General features: G+C 30.4%; 27 protein-coding genes. 7 read left to right on the plus strand and 20 right to left on the minus strand.

What is annotated here, in order from left to right; all coding sequences use genetic code 11:
• Window positions 1-84: 84 nt before the first annotated feature.
• From kdsA to htpG, 7 genes are all read right to left on the minus strand, one after another.
• Window positions 85-903 carry a 3-deoxy-8-phosphooctulonate synthase gene (gene kdsA, locus EC396_RS13650; protein ID WP_129367149.1) on the minus strand — a complete coding sequence of 273 codons (819 nt, stop codon included), beginning with the start codon at window positions 901-903 and terminating at the stop codon, window positions 85-87.
• A gap of 149 nt (window positions 904-1,052) precedes the next feature.
• Window positions 1,053-1,901, minus strand: a complete 849-nt coding sequence (locus EC396_RS13655; protein ID WP_240665710.1) for an RluA family pseudouridine synthase — start codon at window positions 1,899-1,901, stop codon at window positions 1,053-1,055.
• A gap of 60 nt (window positions 1,902-1,961) precedes the next feature.
• Entirely contained in the window at window positions 1,962-2,345 is a 384-nt protein-coding gene (locus EC396_RS13660; protein ID WP_129367151.1) for an NUDIX hydrolase, read from the minus strand.
• A 7-nt stretch (window positions 2,346-2,352) separates the two neighbouring features.
• Window positions 2,353-3,060 carry a hypothetical protein gene (locus EC396_RS13665; RefSeq protein WP_129367152.1) on the minus strand — a complete coding sequence of 236 codons (708 nt, stop codon included), beginning with the start codon at window positions 3,058-3,060 and terminating at the stop codon, window positions 2,353-2,355.
• A 174-nt stretch (window positions 3,061-3,234) separates the two neighbouring features.
• Window positions 3,235-4,785, minus strand: coding sequence for a LamG-like jellyroll fold domain-containing protein (locus EC396_RS13670; protein WP_129367153.1), 1,551 nt, complete (start codon window positions 4,783-4,785; stop codon window positions 3,235-3,237).
• 10 nt (window positions 4,786-4,795) lie between these two features.
• On the minus strand, window positions 4,796-6,340 hold the full coding sequence (locus EC396_RS13675) for a LamG-like jellyroll fold domain-containing protein (protein WP_129367154.1): 1,545 nt from the start codon (window positions 6,338-6,340) through the stop codon (window positions 4,796-4,798).
• 146 nt (window positions 6,341-6,486) lie between these two features.
• Window positions 6,487-8,376 carry a molecular chaperone HtpG gene (gene htpG, locus EC396_RS13680; RefSeq protein ID WP_129367155.1) on the minus strand — a complete coding sequence of 630 codons (1,890 nt, stop codon included), beginning with the start codon at window positions 8,374-8,376 and terminating at the stop codon, window positions 6,487-6,489.
• A gap of 156 nt (window positions 8,377-8,532) precedes the next feature.
• Here htpG and EC396_RS13685 point away from each other — a divergent pair, with 156 nt between their 5' ends.
• The 4 genes from EC396_RS13685 to EC396_RS13700 all read left to right on the plus strand — a co-directional run bounded on the left by EC396_RS13685 (window position 8,533) and on the right by EC396_RS13700 (window position 11,600).
• Window positions 8,533-9,222 (plus strand): nitroreductase family protein, encoded by a 690-nt coding sequence (locus tag EC396_RS13685; RefSeq protein ID WP_129367156.1) that lies wholly within the window; start codon window positions 8,533-8,535, stop codon window positions 9,220-9,222.
• Window positions 9,223-9,351: 129 nt separating this feature from the next.
• Window positions 9,352-10,359 (plus strand): 3-oxoacyl-ACP synthase III family protein, encoded by a 1,008-nt coding sequence (locus EC396_RS13690; RefSeq protein WP_129367157.1) that lies wholly within the window; start codon window positions 9,352-9,354, stop codon window positions 10,357-10,359.
• Window positions 10,360-10,475: 116 nt separating this feature from the next.
• Window positions 10,476-10,835, plus strand: a complete 360-nt coding sequence (locus tag EC396_RS13695; RefSeq protein ID WP_129367158.1) for a CoA-binding protein — start codon at window positions 10,476-10,478, stop codon at window positions 10,833-10,835.
• 42 nt (window positions 10,836-10,877) lie between these two features.
• On the plus strand, window positions 10,878-11,600 hold the full coding sequence (locus tag EC396_RS13700; protein ID WP_129367159.1) for a hypothetical protein: 723 nt from the start codon (window positions 10,878-10,880) through the stop codon (window positions 11,598-11,600).
• Between the two features lie 16 nt (window positions 11,601-11,616).
• Here the strand turns inward: EC396_RS13700 and EC396_RS13705 are convergent, their stop codons facing one another.
• From EC396_RS13705 to rsfS, 7 genes are read right to left on the minus strand one after another with little or no spacing between them, the layout of a single operon-like run.
• Window positions 11,617-12,240, minus strand: a complete 624-nt coding sequence (locus tag EC396_RS13705; RefSeq protein WP_129367160.1) for a YceI family protein — start codon at window positions 12,238-12,240, stop codon at window positions 11,617-11,619.
• Window positions 12,241-12,242: 2 nt separating this feature from the next.
• Complete coding sequence (locus EC396_RS13710) at window positions 12,243-12,509, minus strand: acyl-CoA-binding protein (protein WP_129367161.1); 267 nt, start codon at window positions 12,507-12,509, stop codon at window positions 12,243-12,245.
• 24 nt (window positions 12,510-12,533) lie between these two features.
• Window positions 12,534-13,184, minus strand: coding sequence for a phosphatidylserine decarboxylase family protein (locus EC396_RS13715; RefSeq protein WP_129367162.1), 651 nt, complete (start codon window positions 13,182-13,184; stop codon window positions 12,534-12,536).
• A gap of 2 nt (window positions 13,185-13,186) precedes the next feature.
• Entirely contained in the window at window positions 13,187-14,002 is an 816-nt protein-coding gene (locus EC396_RS13720) for a phosphatidate cytidylyltransferase (protein ID WP_129367163.1), read from the minus strand.
• 3 nt (window positions 14,003-14,005) lie between these two features.
• Window positions 14,006-14,593, minus strand: a complete 588-nt coding sequence (locus EC396_RS13725) for a hypothetical protein (RefSeq protein WP_129367164.1) — start codon at window positions 14,591-14,593, stop codon at window positions 14,006-14,008.
• A gap of 44 nt (window positions 14,594-14,637) precedes the next feature.
• Window positions 14,638-16,635: an ATP-dependent zinc metalloprotease FtsH gene (gene ftsH / locus EC396_RS13730; protein ID WP_129367165.1), complete on the minus strand. Its 1,998-nt coding sequence runs from the start codon at window positions 16,633-16,635 to the stop codon at window positions 14,638-14,640.
• 36 nt (window positions 16,636-16,671) lie between these two features.
• Window positions 16,672-17,043 carry a ribosome silencing factor gene (gene rsfS / locus EC396_RS13735; RefSeq protein ID WP_129367166.1) on the minus strand — a complete coding sequence of 124 codons (372 nt, stop codon included), beginning with the start codon at window positions 17,041-17,043 and terminating at the stop codon, window positions 16,672-16,674.
• Window positions 17,044-17,131: 88 nt separating this feature from the next.
• Here rsfS and EC396_RS13740 point away from each other — a divergent pair, with 88 nt between their 5' ends.
• Window positions 17,132-17,869 (plus strand): biotin--[acetyl-CoA-carboxylase] ligase, encoded by a 738-nt coding sequence (locus EC396_RS13740; protein ID WP_129367167.1) that lies wholly within the window; start codon window positions 17,132-17,134, stop codon window positions 17,867-17,869.
• A 16-nt stretch (window positions 17,870-17,885) separates the two neighbouring features.
• On the opposite strand, the gene EC396_RS13745 is transcribed toward EC396_RS13740, so the two are convergent.
• Together EC396_RS13745 and pyrE are read right to left on the minus strand one after the other, a co-directional pair.
• Complete coding sequence (locus EC396_RS13745; RefSeq protein WP_129367168.1) at window positions 17,886-18,275, minus strand: SRPBCC family protein; 390 nt, start codon at window positions 18,273-18,275, stop codon at window positions 17,886-17,888.
• A 10-nt stretch (window positions 18,276-18,285) separates the two neighbouring features.
• Entirely contained in the window at window positions 18,286-18,927 is a 642-nt protein-coding gene (pyrE, locus tag EC396_RS13750) for an orotate phosphoribosyltransferase (protein ID WP_129367169.1), read from the minus strand.
• A gap of 43 nt (window positions 18,928-18,970) precedes the next feature.
• On the opposite strand from pyrE, the gene EC396_RS13755 reads away from it, so the two are divergent.
• Both EC396_RS13755 and EC396_RS13760 read left to right on the plus strand, forming a co-directional pair.
• A complete protein-coding gene (locus tag EC396_RS13755; protein ID WP_240665712.1) occupies window positions 18,971-19,516 on the plus strand; it encodes an NUDIX hydrolase in 546 nt (181 codons plus the stop codon).
• Between the two features lie 95 nt (window positions 19,517-19,611).
• Window positions 19,612-21,234, plus strand: a complete 1,623-nt coding sequence (locus tag EC396_RS13760; protein WP_129367171.1) for a SulP family inorganic anion transporter — start codon at window positions 19,612-19,614, stop codon at window positions 21,232-21,234.
• Window positions 21,235-21,244: 10 nt separating this feature from the next.
• Here EC396_RS13760 and EC396_RS13765 read toward each other — a convergent pair whose 3' ends face one another.
• The 4 genes from EC396_RS13765 to EC396_RS13780 all read right to left on the minus strand — a co-directional run bounded on the left by EC396_RS13765 (window position 21,245) and on the right by EC396_RS13780 (window position 25,687).
• The gene (locus EC396_RS13765; protein ID WP_129367172.1) at window positions 21,245-21,883 is read right to left on the minus strand and encodes an NTP transferase domain-containing protein; all 639 of its coding nucleotides are present in this window, start codon (window positions 21,881-21,883) and stop codon (window positions 21,245-21,247) included.
• Window positions 21,873-22,634 (minus strand): xanthine dehydrogenase accessory protein XdhC, encoded by a 762-nt coding sequence (gene xdhC, locus EC396_RS13770; RefSeq protein ID WP_129367173.1) that lies wholly within the window; start codon window positions 22,632-22,634, stop codon window positions 21,873-21,875. Before xdhC ends, EC396_RS13765 begins: the two co-directional genes overlap by 11 nt.
• Window positions 22,635-22,782: 148 nt before the next feature.
• Window positions 22,783-23,367, minus strand: a complete 585-nt coding sequence (locus EC396_RS13775) for a pseudouridine synthase (protein WP_129367174.1) — start codon at window positions 23,365-23,367, stop codon at window positions 22,783-22,785.
• Window positions 23,357-25,687: a DNA topoisomerase 3 gene (locus EC396_RS13780; protein ID WP_129367175.1), complete on the minus strand. Its 2,331-nt coding sequence runs from the start codon at window positions 25,685-25,687 to the stop codon at window positions 23,357-23,359. The genes EC396_RS13775 and EC396_RS13780 overlap by 11 nt, the downstream gene beginning before the upstream one ends.
• Window positions 25,688-25,803: the final 116 nt, after the last annotated feature.

The following is a 25,803-nucleotide window of genomic DNA, read 5'->3' on the forward strand; positions in this document are numbered from 1 at the left end:
CAATTATCAATTATCAATTATCAATTATCAATTATCAATTATCAATTATCAATTATCAATTATCAATTATCAATTATCAATTATTTAAAACGTATTTATTGTTTTTCTAATTGCAACTAAACGAGTCAATAAGCCTTCTAAATGTTTTAAATCTAACATGTTAGCGCCGTCGCTTTTTGCGTTTGCTGGATCAAAATGTGTTTCTAAAAATAAACCATCTACACCAACTGCAATTCCGGCTCTAGCAATGGTTTCAATCAACTCAGGTTTTCCACCAGTAACACCACTTTCTTGATTTGGTTGTTGTAGCGAGTGTGTAATGTCTAAAACCGTTGGAGCATATTGTTGCATTACAGGGATACCTCTAAAATCAACAATCATATCTTGGTAACCAAACATAGTGCCTCTATCGGTTATCCAAGCTTTTTCATTACCACAATCTTTTACTTTTTGTACAGCGTGTTTCATGGCTGCCGGACTCATAAATTGTCCTTTTTTTAAGTTTACAACTTTGCCCGTTTTTGCAGCAGCCACAACCAAATCGGTTTGACGAACTAAAAAAGCAGGAATTTGTAACACATCAACATATTGAGCAGCAATTGCAGCATCTTCATTGGTATGAATGTCTGTTACTGTTGGAACATTAAAAGTTTCAGAAACCTTTTTTAATATTTTTAAAGCTTTTTCGTCTCCAATTCCAGAGAAACTATCAATTCTACTTCTGTTTGCTTTTTTAAAACTTCCTTTAAAAATAAACGGAATTTCTAGCTTGTCAGTTACTTTTAAAATATGTTCAGCAATGCGTAAAGCCATTTCTTCGCCTTCAATGGCACAAGGTCCAGCTAATAAAAAAAAGTTATTACTATCGGTATGTTTGATATTTGGAATCAGATTTAAATTCATTTTGTGTATTTTTATGCAAAGATAGTTTATTGAATTGAAATTTTTTAAAGTCTCAACTTGAAAGTTTGTTGTTGAAAGTAGGAGGTAAATAAGTTAAATATTTTGAACTTTTGTATAGCTTCAGGTTTTAGACTATTAATTTTTTAATTTTAAGATTCTTCATTATAAGTATCCCATCGTCTTTTTTCTCGTTTGATAAGTGAAGTAAATTTTTGTGGAACTTCTATTTTTATTACTACATTTTCAAAAGTTTTTGGATGAAGAAATTTTACTTCAGTAGCGGCTAAAAACAAGCCTTTTCCTTTATGAATTGTTTCAGGATTTCCATACAATTTATCACCTAAAATTGGGTAATTTATGGAAGCTAAATGAATGCGTATTTGGTGTGTTCTTCCTGTTTTTGGACTAACTTTTAAAAAAGATAATTTTTTGTGTTTTAAAGAATTGAAAACTTCTAAAATTTCAAAACTAGTTTCAGAAGGTTTATCTTCAATAGGTGTTTTAATAGTTAGATTGGTTTCTACCATCCCAACAACAATGGTACTGTATGTTTTTTGAATGGTTTTGTTACTAAATTGTTTACCAAGTTCAATTTGAGCAGTTTTGGTTTTAGCAATTAACAATATTCCAGAGGTTTGATTGTCTAGTCTGTGAACAGGTGTTGGTAATAACAAAGCATCGGGTTCATTGCTTTTTTTTAAATTATGAGGTAAAGCACTAAAAATTGTTTTAAAAGTATTGCCGCTAACAATAATTCCTGCAGGTTTGTTAATAGCAGCAACGTGTTCATCTTCAAAAATAACTTCTATGTCAAATTTATAAACTTTAGGCTTGTTGTTTGGGTCTTCAATCAATTCTATAACTTGACCGCTATTTATCCAAGTACCTGTTTCAGCAATATTTCCGTTTATTAAAAATTGTCCTTTTTTAATTGCTTTTTTAATGCCGCTGTTTGATGGAATAAATAAATCAAAAATACCAGGTGCATAATTTTGCAAACGTATGTTTTGAATGGTACTGGGTACAATATGAGAATGAATTATTTTGATATCTAAAGTTTAAAGTAAGCTTTGATTGTGCAATATTTCAACAATTTCTTTATAATCAAATGCAAGTTGTAATTGTTGTGTCTGTTTAAAAGTAAACCAATTGTAGTCTGTAACTTCAGTTTCCTGAATTTTAATTTCGCCACTCCAATCGCCTAAAAACCGATAGAATTTTTTTTCTTGCCAAGTTCCAATTTTGATGATTTTTTTAGGTGTAAAATCTAAGTTGCATTCTTCTTTAACTTCTCTAATTACATTTTCTTCAGCAGTTTCGTTTGCTTCGGCTCTTCCGCCAGGGCAGCCCCAGCATCCAGCGTACATTTGGGTGTAATTAGAGCGTTGTAATAAAAGTATTTTTTTATTTTGAAGTATGATTCCTGAAGCAGCTAATAGCATTGTTTTATTATTTAAAAATAACGCCTAAAGTAGCAGTTTCACCAGTTAATAAATTCCATTCGTTTGATGAAATTAAATTTCCATTTACATCGTACAATCTAAGTTCAGCAGTATTTGGGCCAGAAAGCCCTTGGTTTAGAGCCTGAAAATCTACGCGATTATAGCCTTCTTCCAACTCTAAATAGACGCTATAATTTCCAGCTTTTAAAACTACATTGTTTTCTAAAGCTTGTTGATTTAAGTATATTTTTATAATATCACCATCAACAAAACTATAGTCTCTACATTCTACTCTAACAGTTTTTGTAGCACTTTTTATTGTACCCAAGCTAAAATTGCTTTTTAATTTTTGATGTGTAATATCTTGATTGTTCCAATATTTTACGCCAATAATATCCTTGTCTTCTGGCTGATTTTCCATTAAAAAATTAGGATTTACATTTGAAGTATAGTTGTTTATTTGGTTGTTAACGGCATCAACATTTAACTGTTTGTCAAAATTAAGGTTCAAATTATTTGATGAAGTTTTTTTATTAGATGTATTTGAATTTAACTGGCCAGATTTAAGCGTTGCACCATTTTGATTGTCGAGGTTTGGTGATTTTAATTGCCCGTTATTATTTGTTACTCCATAATTAGCATCAAGACCTTTTGGGTTTGTAGTGGTGCTTTGAGAAAATGAATACATACTTATAAGGCTAATTATAAGTATCATTATTTTGTGTTTTAGGAGAAAATTCATAATTACCAATTTACCATTTTTAGTAGCAATAAAAGTGCCAGTATTTTTTTGCATATAATAACGAAAGCCAAAAATAACAAAAAAAGCTTCAAATTTAATTGAAGCTTTTATAATTGTTTGTTAAACTGCCAGTTGATGAAAAGAATTTTAATTGTTAATTAAAAATTTTGAGGTTGAAAATTTACCTTCATTGTTTTCAACTTTTAAAATATAAATGCCTTTTTGTAAGTTGTTGAAATGAATTTTGTGGGTTATTTTTGAAGTATTAAATGCTTTTTGTCCCAATAAATTATATACTTCAATAGATTTTATTTCAGAAATATTTTGTGTTTTTTTAAAATACAAAACATTTTCAAAAACATAAAAATTAGTTTCTAATTGTTTAAAATCATCAATTCCTGCTGTTGAAGTATCGTATAAAGCTGCAACTTCGTTAGCAGTTAGTGCTTTGTTGTATATTTTTAAATCATCAATAGCTCCATTAAAAAATTCGGCAAAATAAGACCCAAAGTGATATGCGGCTCCTATGGTAATAGGATTTGATACCAAACCGTAGACATCAGATTGAGAAGTGAATGATGTTAAATGATTGTTTATGAATATTTCTCTTTCACCTGTTGAATGAGAAATTACAGCAATATGATTCCATTCTCCTAAATTTAAAGGATTATTATCCGAAAAATTTCTTGTTTTATGTGCATATTCTATAAAATTATTAGAACGAGTTCTTAAAACAAAGTTGGTTGCAGTGCTATAATTAGATTTTCCTAAAATCATTGCATTTTGCTGTGCATTTGGTTTTATCCAAACAGAAATACTTAATTCATTATCAAAATTTAACAGGTTGTTATGGTTTATGGTTATTACATCATTACCATCAAAACTATAAGCGCTATTTTCATTTCCAAATCTATCGGTAGTTAATGTTGCTCCATTTACGGTACCGTGATTGGCATTTCCACTTTCATCATTTGCATTGCCGTTAAAAGGGTAGTGAGCTATAAGTTCTGAAGGTTTACAGTTATAACCAGAAACCCAGTTAGTGTCTGAAATATTTTGTAGTGTTCCGTGATTTTCATTTCCAGATAAATCAGTTACAGTTGTTCCAGTGCCTTCTTCAAATTGCCAAAGCATAACTAAATTACTTTCATCTCCGTTTAAACATTTGTTGTAGTTATTTAATATTTCGGCATCTGTTCTCACAGTATTCCATACACGAGCTTGGTCAATTTCGCCATTAAAATGTTGAAATGTATTTGTAGTTTGATTTCCTACACCGATTGAATAATTAAAATTAGCTACATTGTATGTGAAGGTTAAAACAGAAACTCCATCTACATATAATTTTGAACCATTTGTAACTTCGTCATCAAATGTAAATGCTACGTGATGCCATATTCCATCAGCTAAATTTACACCAGTTTTAATGAGTCTACCGCTAATCCACTCAAAAGCAATTAGCTCATTGTAATTTAGAAAAATTCCATAGTTGTAAGATTTTGCAATAATGGCTCTGTAGGAGTTTCCTGCTCCAGATGTTTTTATCCAAGCTTCAACAGTGCCTTGTGTTAATTGAAGTGATGAGTTATTTGTGCCAACTATATATTCATTTGTTCCATCAAAAGTCAATCCTGTTTGTGCATTTAAAGTAAAAAAAGCATTAAATAAGAATGTTAAAAAAAATATTTTTGTTTTCATAACTTTAAGTTTAATTGATGATAAATTTTAAAGTTGAATAGTATCCTTCAATATTTTCAACTTTTAAAATATAAATGCCTTTTTGTAAATGCTGAATAGGGATTTCTTTTTTAATTGTTGAAGTATTATAGATTTGTTGTCCCATTAAATTAAAAATTTCGATTGTTTTAATTTCTGATAGATTTTGGTTGTTTTTGAAATACAAAACATTTTCAAAAACATAAAAGTTAGTTTCTAACTGTTTAAAATCATTAATTCCTGCTGTTGTATTATTATACTCTGCAATTATGTCGTTGGCACTTAATGCAATGTTATATATTTTTATATCATCAATACTACCATTATAAAATTGACGTAAGTTTGATCCGCACCCAATTGTTAGATTTCTTGTATTTATAATACTTCCTGTATAAGTAGTTGGATTGGATATGTCTAAAACGCCATCAACATAAATACTAACACTTTCACCACTTTTAAATACGGTAGTAATATTATGCCAGTTATTATCGTTTAAATCTACTGCCCCTCGGTTTTCAATTCCGTTAGAAGGTGTAAATTCAAACCAGCTATAACTATCGCCGTAAGTTCCAGTACCAAAGGCGTAGGAAGGCTCTCCGTAAGTTCCTTTGTATTTAGAAATTAAATATTCACCATTATTTTGAGCATTGTGTTTGCACCAAAAAGAAACCGTATACGATTGACCGTTTGAAATATTTATTTGAGGATTGTTAACAATTGAAATATAATTTGAAGCTCCATCAAAACCATAAGCGCTATTTTCATTTCCAAATCTATCAGTAGTTAATGTTGCACCATTTACGGTACCGTGGTTAGCATTTCCACTTTCATCATTTGCATTGCCGTTAAAAGGGTAGTAGGCTGCTAAATTTGTAGTTTTATATAATTTGATATCATCAAAATAAACCATACTATTTCCATATAATTCTGCAGAAGTAGGTGGAACAGTTGTTAAAAGAGGAAACTGTGTAATTGTTGTTCCAGTTGTATTTGAACTTGCTAATTCACCATTAATATATACTTTATATGTGCTAGTTACTCTATTAGCTTCAATTTTAACATGGTACCAAGTTTGAGATGTAGCAGCTTGTAGAACATATTGTGTGCCATAGCCTCCAGAGTTGCCTGTATGATAATAAGTAATTAGATTACCATTATAAAATTCAATTCTAGCAATAAAAGTTCCCCAAGTCCCAAAAGAAGGGTTTCCAAGTGCCAATCCACATCTACCTCCTGTAGCAACATTTTCGGCTCTTATCCAACCTTCAAGAGTTACTTCATTGGGTATGCCAGAAATACTTTTACTGATATTAGCAGCCCAGCTAGAACCAGAAACTTGAAACGAATGAATTCCATTTTTTACAGGAGATTCAACTATCTTTTGATTGGCATTACCAGTTCCATTATAACGAATCACCCATCCGGCAGGTAATACACCAAGAGCGTCATCCTCAAAATTATCATTAACTAAGTAAGTTTGAGAAAATAAATTCAAGCATAAAAAGCTCGATATTAAAAAAAGTAATTTTGTTTTCATAAATGGAAAGTTTTAAGTAGTTAAAATTGGGTGGGGTTAATTAAAATTACCTTACGTACATAAAAATTAAAATGACAAAAATCATTAAACAAAAAAAACCACTGCGTTAACAGTGGTTTTTTGAAAAGTTTTTACGATTTGGTAACTTATTTTACCATTTGAAAACTACGTTTGATAAAGTCGGTTAATTCTTTACCTTGTAATAAGCCTTGAGATAGTTTAGCTAAGTCAAAAGCTTGTTGAATTAAACGTTCTTGTTTTTTCTTTGTTTTAGTATTTAAAATCTCACCAACCAATTCGTTATTAGTATTAACAACCAAGTTGTACATTTCAGGAAAATTACCAAATCCCATCATTCCACCACCACCAGTTGCCTGCATTTCTTTCATTCTACGCATAAATTCTGGCTGTGTTATAATAAACGGATTGGCATTAGAGTCCATAGCTTCTAATTGAACGGTGTATGTTTCTTTTGGAATCATTTCTTCAATTAGTGGTTTTAACTCTTCTTTTTCTTTGTCTGAAAGTTTACTAATTTTATCTTCATCTTTTTTAATTAAGTTGTCGATATGATCAGCATCAACACGAACAAACTGAATTTTTTCTTTACTTCCTTCTAATTTTTGAATAAAGTGAGAAACAATAGGAGAATCTAATAACAATACTTCGTATCCTTTTTCTTTGGCAGCATCAATATAACTGTGTTGCGCTTTTTCGTTAGAAGCATATAAGATAATTAAATTACCATCCTTATCAGTTTGAGCAGGTTTAATTTTTTCTTCTAATTCTGCAAAAGTATAATAGGTTTTATCAACTGTTGGGTACAATGCAAATTTGTCAGATTTTTCAAAGAATTTATCTTCAGAAAGCATTCCGTATTCAATAATAACTTTGATATCATCCCATTTTTCTTCAAAACCTTTTCTGTCGTTATTAAATAAGCTCACTAATTTATCTGCTACCTTTCTGGTAATGTAACCAGAGATTTTTTTAACAGCTCCATCAGCTTGTAAATAAGAACGAGAAACGTTTAACGGAATATCTGGTGAGTCTATAACTCCACGTAACATTTGTAAAAAGTCAGGTACAATTCCTTCAACATTATCAGTAACAAATACTTGATTTTGATATAATTGTATTTTGTCTTTTGTTGGATCTAAATTTTTACTCAATTTAGGAAAATATAAAATTCCTGTTAAGTTAAACGGATGATCTACATTTAAATGAATGTGAAATAAAGGGTCTTCAAACTGCATTGGATACAATTCTCTGTAAAAAGTACTGTAATCCTCATCAGTTAAATCTGCAGGTTTTTTTGTCCAAGCTGGATTTGGATTGTTGATAATGTTATCTACTGTAATTTTTTCTGGTTTTGCATCTTCTGCAGCACCTTCAGGTAATGGTAAAGTTTGTTCACGCGTTCCAAATTTAATTGGAATAGGCATAAATTTATTGTATTTACTTAGTAACTGAGTAATTTTACTTTCTTCTAAAAATTCTAAAGAATCGTCGTCAATATGTAAAACAATTTCAGAACCTCTTTCGGTTTTGTCAGTTTCTTCTAAAGTATATTGTGGACTTCCGTCACATTCCCATCTTACAGCTTTTGAGCCTTCTTGAAATGATTTTGTGTAAATTTCAACTTTATGAGCAACCATAAATGAAGAATAAAAACCTAAACCAAAATGACCAATAATTCCGGTGTCTTCAACTTTGTCTTTGTATTTTTCAACAAATTCTTCAGCACCAGAAAAAGCAACCTGATTGATGTATTTTTCAACCTCTTCACCAGTCATACCAATACCTTGGTCAATAATTCTAATTTCTTTTTTCTCTTTATCTATTTTAATTTCAATCATTGGAGAACCAATATCTCCTTTAACTTCACCTAAAGTAGATAAATGCTTTAATTTAAGTGTAGCGTCTGTTGCATTCGAAATTAATTCACGTAAAAAAATTTCGTGATCAGAATACAAGAATTTTTTAATAATTGGAAAAATATTTTCAGCCGTTACATTAATACTTCCTGTTGTCATATTTATATTTTTTTAATTTTAGTTTAATGATTAGTGTATAGTCAAAAAAAATACCAAACTAGCTTAGGTGACATAATGACATTTAGCAATGACAATCTTTCGTGTATTAAGATTGCTTGGTTTTTAGTATTTTTAAATTCTGAAAAAAAGCACAATATGGCAATAGACAATTATATTTTAGTTGAAGGTTTTAAACATTTAAAATACAATCCTGTTATTTATACTGCAAATGAAATGATGGAGCGTAGTAAAAATTATTTTGAATTGATGCATAAGCGCCGTTCTGTACGTGAATTTTCAGATAAAGAAATTCCTATTGAAATTATTCAAAATATTATTAAAACAGCCGCTACAGCCCCATCAGGAGCTAACAAGCAGCCTTGGACTTTTTGTGTTGTAAAAAATGCTGAAATTAAAAGAAAAATTAGATTGGCTGCTGAAGAAGAGGAACGAAAAAGTTATGATGAAAGGATGAGCGAAACGTGGTTAGAAGATTTGAAAAAGTTGGGAACAGACGCTAACAAACCTTTTTTAGAAAAAGCACCATATTTAATCGTTGTTTTTAAGCGACCTTTTGAAGTTGATGCTAACGGTAATAAACATCAAAATTATTATGTAAATGAATCGGTTGGTTTGGCCTGTGGAATTTTAATTTCAGCTATTCACAATGCAGGGTTAGTAACTTTAACGCATACCCCAAGTCCTATGCGTTTTTTAGAGAAAATATTGGATAGACCAAAAAACGAACGTGCTTTTTTGTTGTTACCTGTTGGTTATGGAGCTGCAGAAATGTATGTTCCAGATATTTGCAGAAAATCACTTGATGAGGTTGTTAAAATGTATTAAGATATGATAAATATTTTTACTATATTTCGTTGCAGTTATCGTGTATTAAGGCACTGAATTAACATAATAATAACTGTTATATAATAAGGTTTTAGTAAGTTTGAATTTAATAAATTATAATTAAAAAGTATGTATAATTCGAGGATTACAGGGTTGGGATATTATGTCCCAGATAATATTGTGACAAATGACGATTTATCGAAAATAATTGATACGAACGATGAGTGGATACAAGAAAGAACTGGTATTCAGGAACGTAGATGGATTACTGAAGGAAGTGAAGATACATCGGCTGTAATGGGTGCAAAAGCAGCTAAAATAGCCATTGAAAGAGCCGGATTAACACCAAAAGATATAGATTTTATTGTATTTGCAACATTGAGCCCAGATTATTATTTTCCAGGTTGTGGTGTGCAAATTCAAGAAATGCTAGATATGAGAACTGTTGGTGCATTGGATGTTCGCAACCAATGTTCGGGGTTTGTTTATGCATTGTCTGTTGCAGATCAGTTTATTAAAACGGGAATGTATAAAAACATATTGGTTGTTGGTTCTGAGTTTCATTCTGGTGGCTTGGATAAAACAACGCGAGGTAGAGGTGTTTCAGTAATTTTTGGTGATGGAGCAGGAGCAGCTGTATTGTCAAGATCTGAAGATAGTACTAGAGGAATTTTATCGTCTCATTTACATTCTGAAGGAAAACATGCCGAAGAATTAACTGTTTTAGCACCAAGTATTCGTCATTGGGTTCCTGCAATTTTAGCAGCCAATGATGCTAGTGACGAATCGTATTTCCCTTATATGAATGGAACTTTTGTATTTAAACATGCTGTTGTTCGATTTTCAGAAGTAATTATGGAAGGCTTAAAAACCAACAATTTAGATGTTTCAGATATTGACATGTTAATACCGCATCAGGCCAATTTAAGAATTTCTCAGTTTATTCAAAATAAGTTTAAATTAACTGATGATCAGGTTTTTAATAATATTATGAAATATGGAAACACAACTGCAGCTTCAGTAATTATAGCACTTACAGAAGCTTGGGAGTTAGGTAAAATTAAAGACAATGATTTGGTTGTTTTGGCCGCTTTTGGTAGTGGATTTACTTGGGGAAGTGTTGTTATTAGGTGGTAATATTAAATTAAATTAAAAGCTTCTAATATAAAAAATTAGAAGCTTTTTTGTATATTTAAGAGTTTTATAAAAGTGATTGAATTTATTTTTGTATTAGCTAATTAAAACAGTAAGGTATGAGTAAAACATTAGTTTTGGGAGCATCCGTAACTCCAAGTCAATATTCAAATATTGCAATTAACAGGTTGGTAGATAATAATATTAAAGTTGTTGCCATTGGAAAAAAAGAAGCAATTGTAAAAGGTGTGAAAATTGTTACAACACCTGAAAAATTTGAAGATATTGATACGGTAAATTTGTATTTAAATGCAAATAATCAAAAAGCCTATTACGATTATATTGTAGGTTTAAAACCAAGGCGCGTGATTTTTAATCCTGGTGCTGAAAATGAGGAACTTGAAAAAATTCTCACTTCAAATAACATTGCTTTTGAAAGGTCTTGCTCACTTGTTTTATTAAGTTTAGGTGAGTATTAATACAAAATTTTCATAAGTCTTTTAAGTGTCTATTTTATTAAAATGTCCCAAGATATTTTTCCTATAACAAATCATGAAAATACCCAAGAACAGCTAAAAGCAAGGTTGGTTATTTTAAAACAGGAATTTAATGCTATTGAGAACCAAATAACAGCTTTTGAAACAATGCTGCGTTCGCATTTAGAAAATGAAATTATTGAAGAACATGAACTAAATGCCTTATATAAGCAACTACAAAGAGACAAAAAAGAGAAACGACTAGCTCAAAAAAAGCGCGGAAAAAAATTCAAAGAATCTAAAAGTTTAAAAGTTTTAGCTAAAACTGCACCTGAAAAATCTTCTGTTGAAGATCAAAAGGAGAGAAAACGCTTGTATAGAGAGGCCATGTTATTTACGCATCCAGACACATTTTCTATGCAAGAAGATAAAATTGGTTTGGCAACAGAAATAACTGCTAAGCTAATAGAAATTTACCAATCGGGTAATTTGGAAAAGTTATACAATTATCACGCTCATATTTGTAGTGGAAATGCTTTTTCTCAAAATATAAATTATAAACCAGCAAATGCTACTGATTTTAAAGATCAGTATTTAGAAAAAGAAATTGCTGAAATAGAACAATTGATAATTGAAACCAAAAATAAGCACACATACAAAGTATTAACAGAATATGAAAATCCATTAACTTTTGTTGATGAGCTAAAAGCGTATTATGTTGATCGAATTTTTAAGTTGAAAAAACGAACTAGAAAGGTTAGAATTTAAAAGTACAAGTTTCTACTTATTCAGTTTTTAAATAAGTAACAACTTCAATTTTAACTTCGCTCCAGGTTTTTGAAATACCGTCTTCACCTTTATGCAAATCTTTACAAACTAAATTTAAAGCTTCAATAGCGGTTTGAGTTTTCCAATTATCTAAGTCCATTACAGCTTCAATACTCACCATTTGATCACTAATAACATAGGTAATAGGCAATTGTTGAGAAACACCATTCATGGTTATTTCAGCGCTTCCAGCAGTTTCATTTTCCATATGAAGAGTCCCAGTAATTTGAGCTGTATTTTCCATACTACCAAAGAAGAATTTTTTTAGTTTAGCATCTCTAATAGTGTCATTTGTACTTAAACTGTTTACAGGAATACTAAATTTTAAATTATCCAAAGCTTCTTTTGCTGAATTTGCTTTTGTAACATTTTCAACAGTAAAAGTAGAAAATTTACCTTTTACAGGAACCTTGCTTGTGGTTTTATAAGCTGTCCAATTTATTGTTGTTGTATTAATATCAACTACATAATTTTTTTCAGCAGTTTTTTCTAAAGTTTCTTCTTTTTTTACGTTTTCTTTACAAGATACAATTATTGATGATGCAACAATTAATAAGCTTAATAGGTATATTTTTTTCATAATTAAGTATTTTTTAAATGTTTATTAACAAGTTTAATGTATTCTTTTTTAGCTTCTTTTTCTGAAACATGATTTAATTGAAACCAAGCATTTAATTTAAAAGCATTTCTTAGTTCGTCTGATGCGCCTACAGATAAATTGTAATTATTACCTTTAGTAGCTTGCTTATAATATGCATAAAACTGTAGCATTACATCTGGAGGTAGTTTAATACTAGTTGTAGATGCAATTTGATAGGCTTCTTCAAATTTTTTATCTAATTCGTCCATAAACCTTACAATTTTTTTATTTTACTATAAAGTAGCTATAATTTGCTCACCACCTTTAACAGTGTCGTTCAAATTTACAATAACTTTAGTTGTAAGCGGTAAAAATAAATCAACTCTAGATCCAAATTTAATAAATCCAGCGTCTGTACCTTGAATTACTTGCATTTCTGGCTTTGCATAATTAACAATACGTTTTGCGAGGGCTCCTGCAATTTGACGATATAAAATTTCGCCACTTACTTCATTTTCAACAACAATGGTAGTTCGTTCATTTTCTTCGGAAGCCTTTGGATGCCAAGCAACTAAATATTTTCCAGGATGATATTTGCTGTAATTTATTTTTCCACTTAAAGGGTATCTTGTAACATGAACATTTATAGGAGACATAAATATTGAAACCTGAAGCCTTTGATCTTTAAAATATTCTTTTTCATAAACTTCTTCAATTACAACAACTTTTCCGTCTACAGGTGCAATAATATGGTTATTATTTACAACTGTATTTCTTTTTGGGTTTCTAAAAAACTGTAGAATTATAATATAAAATAGCAATAAAATAATTGCCAAAGTTTTTCCAACCCAGTTAATCGTAATAAACTTATCGATAACTATAATTCCAATACCAACCAACAATGTGGCTGCCAAAATAATTTTACGACCTTCTTTATGAAACATAATTATTGTGCTACTTGTAAATAAATAAAAATAAATGGTGCTGCAAATATAACACTATCAAACCTATCTAAAAAACCACCGTGTCCAGGTATAAAATTACTACTGTCTTTAACACCGGCCTGACGTTTAAACATGGATTCTATCAAATCGCCTAATACACCAAATATACTAACTATACCTGCAATTACAACCCATCTGTCTAGAGATAGTGTTGTGAAAAATTTAGCCAATACAAAGCTAGCTATAAATGTAAAAACCATACCGCCAATAAAACCTTCTATTGTTTTATTGGGTGAAATACGTTCTAATAATTTATGTTTTCCAAAATTTTTCCCAATTAAAAAAGCAAAAGTATCACTGGTCCAAATTAATATAAAAACACCTAAAATGGTTGTGTTTACATAGTTATAATCTGTATTTAAAAATGGTATTTGAACCATTAATGTAAATGGTACAACGATGTAAATAATAGTTAAAAATATTTTACCTAAATGACTTATAACGTCTTCTTTTTTTGCCAATAGTATAGATGCAAAAGATATAAATATGGTTAAAAACAATAAAACACCCACGTATTCATAAATTGTAATTGAAGGGAGGTCTTCTACATTTAAAATATTTCCAAAAATAAAAAGTTGTGTTCCTATTAAATACGGGAAAACACTTTTTAATTTTATCATTTTTTGGAATTCGTACAAGCAAAAAATCATTAAGACAAAAAAAAGTGAAATAAAAGATATTTTACTAAATAGTATTGCAAATATTAACACACTAACAAAAACCAATCCTGATAGTGCACGTTTTGAAAGTTTTTTCATAAATTATAAATCTTCAAACAAAAGCAAATATAGGTTTTTTGCATTTGTACTACCATAACTCATAAAATCTTGACTTTCACTGTTAAGGTTGTAATTATTAATTGCACTAATATTACTAGGAATATTTCCTTGATATCGTGTCTTTATACCTGTTAAACTTTCACCTTTAGATTTAACTAACTGACTAGTAGTTGCGTAAACGATAAAATCATCAGACAATTCAGGTATTTTAAATTCTTTTAATTGATTGGATGAAAATAAAATACTGCCATTTTCAGAAATTAAATGCTCACATCCGCAAAAAAGAGGATGTTTTTTACTGAATTTATTTGTTGTTTCAACGTTTATTGTTTTAATAAGTTTCAATAAATCATAATCATTACAACTAACAGTTTCCCAAGAATTTTCATGAATAATATCAGATAAATTCTTGGTTACTTCTTCTAATGTTGTGCAATAGAGAAATTTACCATTATTCTTGATAAATTTGTTTACAAATATTTGATCAAGTGGTAAATTATCGAACTCTAAATCATTTGTTTTAGGTTCCTCCTCTTTGGGTGTGTTAAATAATTTTTTGAAAAAACTCATTAATATTTTTTGAATAAATCCAAAATTATAAAAAAGATATCAATTTATTCATCTGTTTTTGATGAATTTTCAATATTAGTTGTTTCTTCTGTATCTTCAACGGTATTTACATCAATTTCTGCAGCAGCAACTTCAACAGCAAATGGGCGTTTTCCAAAAATAACTTCTAAATCATTTTTAAATATAACCTCTTTTTCAAGTAAAAGTTCAGCTAAAGTTATCAATTTATCTTTATTTTCTGATAATATTTTAATAGCTCTTTGGTATTGCTCTTCAATTATTTTTGAAATTTCAGTATCAATAACTTTGGCAGTTTCTTCACTATAAGGTTTTGTAAAATTATAATCACCTTGTCCAGAAGAATCGTAATAGGTTATGTTTCCAATTTTATCATTTAAACCATAAACGGTTACCATAGCTCTTGCTTGACGTGTTATTTTTTCAAGGTCATTTAGTGCACCTGTTGAAATTTTATCGAACATGATTTTTTCTGCAGCTCTACCAGCAAGGGTTGCGCACATTTCATCTAGCATTTGTTCTGCTTGTACAATTTGTCGTTCTTCTGGTAAATACCAAGCAGCACCTAAACTTTGTCCTCTAGGAACAATAGTAACTTTTACCAAAGGAGCGGCATGTTCTAACATCCAACTTGCAGTTGCATGACCAGCCTCGTGAAAAGCAATTGTTTTCTTTTCTTTTGGCGAAATAATTTTATTTTTCTTTTCTAAACCGCCAACAATTCTATCAACAGCGTCTAAGAAATCTTGATGATGTACCGCTTTTTTACCTTGACGAGCGGCAATAAGAGCAGCTTCATTACAAAGGTTTGCAATATCTGCACCCGAAAATCCAGGTGTTTGTTGCGATAAAAATGGTAAATCTACATCTTTGTGCATTTTTAAAGGCTTTATATGTACTTTAAAAATTTCAGCACGTTCTGTAATATTTGGTAAGTCAACATAAATTTGACGGTCAAATCTACCAGCTCTCATCAATGCTTTATCTAATACGTCGGCTCTGTTTGTTGCAGCTAACACAATTACATTTGTATCTGTACCAAAACCATCCATTTCTGTTAGTAATTGGTTTAAGGTGTTTTCACGTTCGTCATTTCCGCCTGTCATATTGTTTTTTCCACGAGCACGACCAATAGCGTCAATTTCATCAATAAAAATAATTGATGGTGATTTTTGTTGTGCTTGTTTAAATAAATCACGAACTCTAGATGCTCCAACTCCAACAAACATCTCAACAAAATCTGAACCTGAAAGTGAGAAAAATGGTACACCAGCTTCACCAGCTACTGCTTTTGCTAACAAAGTTTTACCTGTTCCTGGAGGTCCTACTAACAATGCACCTTTAGGAATTTTACCACCCAATGAAGTATATTTTTCAGGGCTTTTTAAGAAATCAACAATTTCTTGAACTTCTTCTTTTGCACCTTCTAAACCTGCTACATCTTTAAATGATGTTTTTACTTTTTGATTTTCGTCAAACAATTTAGCTTTTGATTTTCCAATGCTAAAAATTTGTCCACCACCACCTGAACCACCGCCAGACATTCTTCTCATAAAATAAATCCACAAACCAATTAAGAAAATAAATGGTAAGTACATAAATATTTGATCTATTAAATTTGTTTTTTCTTCAAATTTTAAATCAAAATCTAGAGATTTTTCAGCCTTTTGAGTGTTTAATTCTTTTTCGAAATTTTGTAAATCACCAAAATTATAATAATACATTGGTGTATTTTCAGTGTATAAAGAACCTTTATTTTTTTTATGATTCTCTTTTTCTAAAGCTTCTGTTTTTATAAAAATATCTGCAACATCCTTATTAACAATTAATATTTTGTCAATATCATTTTCCGAAAGAATTTTTTCAAATTCATTTTGGCTTAAATTTTTAGAAGACATACTTCCGCCATTATACAATTGGTAACCAATAAATAGCGCGAAAATAATTCCGTAAATCCAATAAAAATTAAATTTAGGAGCCTTTAAAGTAGGTTTATTTGGTGTATTCTTTTTTTCTTGTTTCATTAATAAGGATTGAATAAGTTTATAAAATACGCTTGCTTAATTAGTGCTTGGAATTGAAGTGATTTTTGCATCTCCCCACAAATTTTCAATATCATAGTATTCGCGGATATGTTTTTGAAAAACATGAACTACAACATTTATGTAATCTAACAAAACCCACTCAGCATTTCCTTCACCTTCAACATGCCAAGCTTTTTCTTTGGCTAATTTACCAACTTGTTTTTGAATAATCGCAGAAATTGCATTTACATGGGTGTTTGAAGTACCTGTGCAAACAATAAAATAATCGCACACCGTATTTTCAATTTCTCTTAAATCTAAAATTTCAATATTTACCCCTTTTACATCATCAATTGCTTTTAGTATGATAGCAATTAAGTCATCTGCATTTACATGTTTTTTTGTCATTAAATTTTTTTTATTTTGCTGCAAAGTTATTACTTTTTTATAATAATTAATGTTTTAAGTAACTTTGTCAAATATATCACTTTTCTTTATGAATATTATCAAACTTAATGCCATTGATTCTACCAATTCTTACTTGCGAAAATTGGTGCAAATAAAACAATTAGAAAATTTTACAGTTGTTGTTGCTGAACATCAATTTGAAGGTAGGGGGCAAATGGGAACAGTTTGGGAGAGTGGTATTGGTAAAAACCTGACATTTAGCACTTTAATACGTTTTTCTAAGTTGGAAATTACACAGCAATTTTATTTAAGTATGGCTGTTGCATTGGGTATTAAAACAGTTTTAAAATCGGTTGTTAATGGTTCGTTTTATATTAAATGGCCTAACGACATTTTGGCAGACAATGATAAAATTGCGGGTGTTTTAATTGAAAATGTGTTAGGAGGTTCTACATTAAAGTATGCTGTTGTTGGTATTGGCTTAAATGTAAATCAACTTGTGTTTCCTGAAAATATTAAAAATGTAACGTCATTAAATAAAATAGCTGGAAGTTGTTTTGATAAAGACGAATTGCTAAATAAAATCATAAAATCTATTCAGTTTTTTGTTGATTTTATTGAAAATGAAGATTTTATTGAGTTAAAAAAAAGGTATATAGCTTCATTGTATAAATTTCAAACACCTTCTATGTTTGAAGATAATAAAGGTGTTATTTTTTTAGGGAAAATAGTTGATATTTCTGAAGAAGGCCAGCTAATGGTTGCGCTTGAAAATGAAACGATTCGCAAATTTAACTTGAAAGAAATTAAATTTGCGAATCGTTAAAATATAAATTGTCTTATTATAATTTTGAAGCGTTGTTTGTTAACGTATCAATAAATTTTTGAAGTGGACTTTTAACCATCATTGCCATCATAGGGTTAAAATCGCCTTTAAATAGCAATTGAGCTTCACAACTATTTTCTGTAACTACTTGAATTGCAACAGTTAAATTAAAATTTAATTTGCTACTTGCAGCACCTAAAACTATTTTGTCAAATTCTTGTTTTTCAGTAATAACCAATCTAATTTCAGGCATACCTTTTAAACTAAATAAAAAAGAATCTCCATCAACCTCAAATTTATCGGTATTTTCAGGCATTAAAACTTTAAAATTATTCAAATCTGTTAAAAATTCAAAAAACTCTTTTTGAGATTTGTTAATAACGGTTTTTTTAGTTTCTAAATTCATAATGCTTTTTTTATTGATTCCAAATAGCTGGATTTTTTCTCCACTCTTTAAGTGTTTCTAATTCACTTTCAGAAATATAATTGCTGTCAAATGTTTGTTCTAATAAATGGTCATAATCACTTAAAGTAGTTAATTTAACATTGGCTTTTTTAAAGTTATCATCAGCAACTTCAAAACCATAATTAAAAATGGCAACCATACCTAAAACTTTAGCACCAGCTTCTTTTAAAGCTGTTACTGCATTTAAACTGCTTTTACCTGTGCTAATTAAATCTTCAACTACAACCACATTTTTATTTTTATCTAAAAATCCTTCAACCTGATTTTTTCTACCGTGAGATTTTGGTTCAGGGCGTACATAAATAAAAGGCACATTTAACATTTGCGCAACTAAAACACCAATAGCTATGGCTCCTGTTGCAACACCAGCAATAACGTCTGGCTTGCCATATTCTTCTTCAATTATTTGAGCTAAATTTTCTCTCAAATAGTTGCGAATAGGAGGAAAAGAGAGTGTTGTTCTATTGTCACAATAAATAGGCGATTTCCAACCAGATGCCCAAGTAAACGGATCGTTAGGTTGTAATTTTATAGCTTTTATTTGTAATAAAAGCTCAGCTGTTTTTTTTGCTGTATCTTTGTTCTTTATCATAGTGCAAATGTATAAAGTTTTTGTGAATGACTGTCAAATAATTTTGACAGAAAATAAGAATATTTCAACAAAATTAGTAAAGATTAATTTTGAGGATGTTTCTATTGTACAGTTAGTTGAAAAATGTTTTTCTTCTGAATCTGAAGGTATTTGTTTGATTTGTAGCGATTTGAACTATAGTTGGTCGCTTTTTCAATCTTATTTCGAAATTCAGGAAGCTGCTGGCGGAAAGGTTTTTAACAACAAAAATGAAGTGTTGTTTATTTACAGATTTGATAAGTGGGATTTGCCAAAAGGTAAATTGGAAGCTTTTGAAACTATTGAAAATTGTGCAATTAGGGAAGTAGAAGAAGAATGTGGGATAACAAATTTAATTATTGAAAGACAATTAAACACAACGTATCACATTTTTGAAAGAAAGCATAAATTAATTTTAAAAATTTCTCATTGGTTTTTAATGAATACCAATTATACAGGTGAATTAAAGCCTCAAATTGAAGAAGGTATTACTCAGGTAGTTTTTAAAAATGAAGCTGAAATTGAAGAAGCTTTACGTAATACTTACCAAAATATTAAGTTACTTTTTTAAATTTCTTTTTGAAACGTTTTCGTAACTCATCCATTTTAATTATTCAGTCCCCATAAAAAGCCCTATATTTGCCGCTTTTTACAAATTACAATTTTATGACTGAATTTATTCAAAAACGAGTTTCAAATGTTCAAAATGATGTATTATCAGGTATCACTGTTGCCTTAGCATTGGTGCCCGAAGCGGTAGCTTTTGCATTTGTTGCAGGTGTTGATCCATTGGTAGGTTTGTATGCAGCTTTTATGGTTGGTTTAATAACTTCTATTTTTGGAGGTAGACCAGGAATGATTTCTGGCGCAACCGGAGCTTTAGCTGTGGTAATGGTTAGTTTGGTTTCTGAAGGAAATGCTATGGGTGCACCTGGAGAAAATTTGGGATTATACTATTTGTTTGCAACTGTTATTTTAATGGGTATTATTCAAATTTCTGCAGGAGTTTTAAAACTGGGTAAGTTTGTACGTTTAATTCCGCATCCTGTAATGATGGGGTTTGTAAATGGTTTGGCTATTGTAATTTTTCTTTCTCAATTGGGAATGTTTAAAGAAATGGTTGATGGAAAAAAAACTTGGTTACAAGGTAGTCAGCTATATTTAATGATTGGTCTTGTGGCTTTAACAATGCTTATTATGTGGGGATTGCCAAAAATTAAGCTAACTAAAAAATTACCAGAAGCTTTAATAGCAATACTTTTAGTAAGTGCAATTGCAATTTTTATGAATTTTGATGTTGCTACTGTTGGTTCATTTATTAGAAATGGTGGTGGTGAAGGTTTAAAAGGTGGTTTGCCAACTTTACAATTAGAAACATTTTCAAAAGTGCCTTTTAGTTGGGAAACTATTCAGTTTATTTTTCCATATGCTTTAATATTGGCAGCTATTGGTCTAATTGAGTCGTTAATGACTTTAAACTTGGTTGATGATTTGACAGATACAAGAGGTAACGGAAATAGAGAATGTGTTGCTCAAGGAAGTGCAAATATTGTTACTGGTTTATTTGGCGGAATGGGTGGTTGTGCTATGATTGGTCAATCTATTATCAATATTAAAGGTGGAGGTAGAGGTCGACTTTCAGGAATTGTAGCCGCAGTTATGTTGCTTATGTTTATTTTATTTGGTTCAGCTTATATAGAGCAAATTCCAATTGCAGCTTTGGTTGGAGTTATGTTTATGGTTGTTATTGGTACGTTTGCTTGGAGTAGTTTTAGAATTATCAACAAAATTCCACGTGCAGATTTATTTGTATTGATTTTAGTGTCTTCATTAACGGTTATTTTTGATTTAGCAATTGCTGTAATTGCTGGGGTAATTTTTAGTGCATTGGTGTTTTCTTGGGAAAACGCTACCAGAATTAGAGCTAGAAAGCGTATGAGAGAAGATGGTACTAAAACCTATGAAATTTGGGGACCTTTGTTTTTTGGTTCAATTACCACTTTTTTAGAAAAATTTGATGTAAAAAACGATCCAGATTCAGTTGAAATTGATTTTGTTGAATCGCGTGTTACAGACCATTCGGCTGTGGAAGCTATTTTTAATTTGGTTGAAAAATATGAAGTAGCAGGAAAAACAATTCATTTAAAACATTTAAGTGAAGAATGTAAGTTGTTGCTTTATAAATCAAATCCTAAGTTTAGAGAAGTAATTATTGAAGCTGTTGATGATCCTCGTTATCATTTAGCTGCCAATCCAGAAAAATTTACAAAAGGATTGTTTGAGAAATAATTGACAATTGTTAATTATCAATTGTCAATTTTAAATACAATTCCCAATCGGTTTTTGTATTTAAATTATATAAAATAGCCCTGTCTAAAACTTCAACAATTGAAATTTTGGCAGGGTTTACTTTTTTTAGTTGAAAATCCAATCGAGCATCTTTATCTGAAATATCAATATCTAGCAAGGTATTCCAAAATGAAGATTTTATTTTTATTGGATGCCCGTTTTTACCTTCATAATTAGGAAATACAATTTGATTGTCTGTTGAAATTAGTTGTTCTAAAGCTGCTGAATTTAAAAGAGGAATGTCAATAGGATTTAAAAGTACATTTTTGGAAGTTTCAATTTTTTTTAAAACTGTTTGAAGCGTTGAAAAACTACCCATTTCAGGGTTTTTATTTATGATGATTTTTACCTTTAAACCTTGAAAATTTAAAGCTTCAAATTGTGCTTTTTCAAACCAGGGAATTGCTTCAAAATACATTTTATAATCGTATCCTAAACCAATAAATACTTCTTTTATTGTTGTTTTTGAAATGCGGTTAAGTTGTTCTAAAATCCAATATGTTTTATCATAAGCTAATAAACCTTTGGGGAACTCCATTCTTTGCGATTTTCCACCAGCTAACAAAACAAAAACAGTTTTATTTTCCATAGTATATTTGTAGCAATTCAGCAGCAACACTAATGGCAATTTCTTTGGGTGTATTTCCACCTAAATCCAATCCAACAGGGCAATGAACCAACGAAATTCCTGCTTCAAAATTCAATTCGTTTTTCAGCATATGATCAAATTTGTTCTTTTTGGTTTTACTGCCAATCAGTCCAATATATTTTGTTTTTGAATGCAAAGCCAAAGCTGTAATTTCAAAATCTAATTTATGATCGTGGGTTAAAATTACCACATAACAATTGGGCCCCCAATTGATAGTTTGTTTGTATAAGTCAAAATCAATGTCTAAATAATTGATGTTTTTAGGGATTTCAATAGTTGATTTCCAATTTTTACGAGTATCTAGTAATGTTATATTAAAAGGTGTATTGTTTAGAACATTGCAAATTTCAACACCAATATGTCCAGCACCAAAAAGGTACAATTCAGGAGATTGATTCATAGGTTCAATAATTAGTTCTACTACGCCACCGCAACATTGTTCAAATTCGGGACCAAGTGTATATTTATATTCTTGTAATTGATTTTTGTTGATGGTAATTACAGCCTCATTAATAACTTGAAATTCTAATTTTCCACCGCAAATAGTTCCAAAAATTTCTTTTTGTAGGGTAACAATCATTTTAGCACCTACACGACAAGGTGCAGAACCCAAAACTTTTGTTACAGTTACAAAAGCTATTGGTTGCTTCTTTTTTTTGAATTCAGCAAGTAATTCAATCCAATTGTTCATTTGTTGCAAATTAATGACTTGTTAAATTTAGCTATTTCAATTTAAAAATTAAACCAAACCGCAATCATTTAATGAAAAATTAGGATATAAATGTTAGTGTTTTTACAAAATGAATTTTGAAGTATTTTTTATTGATTAAAAATTAAGTCTATTTTATCAAGTTAGCAACCTCAATTACCTCACCAGCTTGCATATTTTCTATATGAATGTGTCCTATTCTTACTCTTACCAATCGCAAGGTTGGAAAGCCAACAATGGCTGTCATTTTTCTAACTTGACGAAATTTACCTTCGGTTAATGTAATTGAAATCCAGCTTGTAGGTCCGTGACGTTCGTCTCTAATTTTTTTTGCTCTTTCGGGTAGTTTTGGAGGTTCTTGTAGTTTAAAAACAATACAAGGTTTCGTTTTGTAAAGCCCTGTTTCAGTACTAATTTCAACGCCATTTTTTAACAATTCAATAGCTTCATCTGTAACAATACCATCAACTTGAGCGTAGTATTCTTTTTCAATTTTACTGCTTCTAATAAACTCACTTGTTTTGCCGTCGGTTGTTAATAGCAATAAACCTTCAGATGGTTCATCCAATCTGCCAATAGCCATGGTATTTTCTGGAAAATCAAATAAAGTTCCCAACATTTTTTTATTGGTTCGTTTGGTTTGTTTTGAAACAAACTGACTCAAATAACCATAAGGTTTAAATAAAATATAATGTTGATATTGTTTAGTTTCCATTCAAAATTTTAAGAACCAATTCTTTTGAAAGTGCTTGTCCGTTAGCTTTTTTTCTAATGTCATCAAAACTGAAAAGAAAATTACAACCGTTTTTGTATTCGCTGCAACCATAAGCCGATTTTCCTTTTAAAACAGTACCTTTTTTACATTTCGGACAACTAATTTCATCTTTATTTCGGTCACTGAGCGTAGTCGAAGTGCTTTCCTTATTCGTAGAAGAAGATTTTTCTTCCAACTTCAACTTAAAATTTTCATCAAACCGTACCAAACCTTCAACTTCAATATCACCTTTTTTAAAACCTTTTAAATTTACAGTACACCCTTTTTTTAGCAACCGTACAAATTGATTTTCAGAAATGGTTTTATCCATAAAACTAAAAGGAATAATTAAGTTGCAGCCATTTTTATAGTCACTACAACCATAAGCGGCACTACCTTTTAAAATAGTTCCCTTTTTACATTTTGGGCATTTTTCAGCTAAAATTCCTTTTACTTTTTTGTTCGATTTTTCTGCGGAATCCTGCGCTTCTTTTTTTGCAGTGGAAGCTACAGCCGAAATATTGGCTCTTCTAGTTTCAGAACGTACTTCGTACACCAATTCTTCAACCATTTTTTTCATATTATGAATAAAAGTAGCCGCGTTAAAAGTACCTTGTTCAATTTCTTTCAACTTTTTTTCCCATTGCCCAGTTAATTCTGCCGATTTTAACAATTCATTTTGAATGGTATCAATCAACTGAATGCCAGTTGGAGTAGGTAAAAGTTGTTTTTTATTTCTAACAATGTATTTGCGTTTAAACAATGTTTCAATAATATTTGCGCGTGTAGAAGGTCGTCCAATGCCATTTTCCTTCATCAACTCACGTAAGTTTTCATCATCAACCTGTTTGCCTGCGGTTTCCATTGCCCTTAAAAGCGTTGCTTCTGAAAATTGGTTTGGTGGTTTTGTTTCTTTTTCTAAAAAACTTGGTTCGTGTGGTCCTTTTTCACCTTTTTTAAATGCAGGTAAAAGACCCGATTCTTTTTTGTTATCGTCTGCCGATTCAAAAACAACACGCCAACCTTTTTTTATAATTTCCTTTCCAGTAGTTTTAAAAGTCACGTCATCTGCTTTACCAATTACAGCTGTGTTAGAAACACTACAATCATCGTAAAATACTGCAATAAAGCGTTTTGTAATAATATCGTAAACTTGTTGCTGATTGTACTGTAAACTCATTTCAACACCAGTTGGGATAATTGCGTGGTGATCGGTTACTTTTTTATCGTCAAATACTTTTGAAGATTTTTTTATTTTTTTTCCTAATAAAGGCTGAATTAAATTACTGTATTTACTCAGGTTTTTTAAAATTCCAGGTACTTTTGGATAAATATCATTTGGTAAAAAAGTGGTATCAACCCTTGGATAGGTAACTACTTTTTGCTCGTATAATTTTTGAACAATTTTTAAGGTTTCATCTGCCGAAAAACCAAATTTATTGTTGCAATAAACTTGTAAACCTGTTAAATCAAATAATTTAGGCGCGTATTCTTTTCCTGCTTTTTTGGTGATAGAAACAATTTCAAAATCACTTTCTTTAACTTTGTTGGCAAAAATTTCACCATCTTCTTTCTTTAAAAATCGACCTTCTTCACAATTAAAAAGGGTCTCTCTGTATAAAGTTTGCAATTCCCAATAAGGCTGCGGTACAAAATTTTCAATTTCTTTATAACGGTTTACAACCATTGCCAAGGTTGGTGTTTGTACGCGTCCTATCGAAAGCATTTGTTTGTAACCACCGTGTTTTAAAGTGTACAAACGGGTTGCATTCATTCCTAAAAGCCAATCGCCAATAGCTCTAGAAAAACCTGCATAATATAAATTGTCGTATTTTTTAGCGTCTTTTAAATTTTCAAAACCCTCTTTAATAGCTTCAGTTGTTAACGAAGAAATCCACAAACGCTGCACTTCACCTTTATATCCAGCCTGATTGATCACCCAACGCTGAATTAATTCTCCTTCTTGCCCAGCATCCCCGCAGTTTATAATCACTTCAGCTTTATCAAACAAACTTTTTACAATGTTAAACTGTTTTTTAATACCATCGTTTGTTACCACTTTTGTTTGAAATTTTTCAGGAAGCATAGGTAAATTATTCAAATCCCAGCTTTTCCAATGTGGCTTGTAATCATTGGGTTCAAAAAGCGTACATAAATGTCCAAAAGTATACGTTACGGCATAACCATTACCTTCAAAATAACCATCGCGTTTTGTGTTTGCGCCCAATACATTGGCTATTTCACGTGCAACACTAGGTTTTTCGGCAATACATACTTTCATTTTTTACGGTTTTTCAGAAGGTGCAAAATACTAAAATTTTAGGATTCACATGGTTTTATTTTAGGTTTAGTTTATGACAAATTAGTATTAAAAAAAACTGGTTTAGTTGCTTAATT

The organism is Lutibacter sp. HS1-25 (assembly GCF_004121075.1).
In the GTDB taxonomy this organism is placed as follows: domain Bacteria; phylum Bacteroidota; class Bacteroidia; order Flavobacteriales; family Flavobacteriaceae; genus Lutibacter.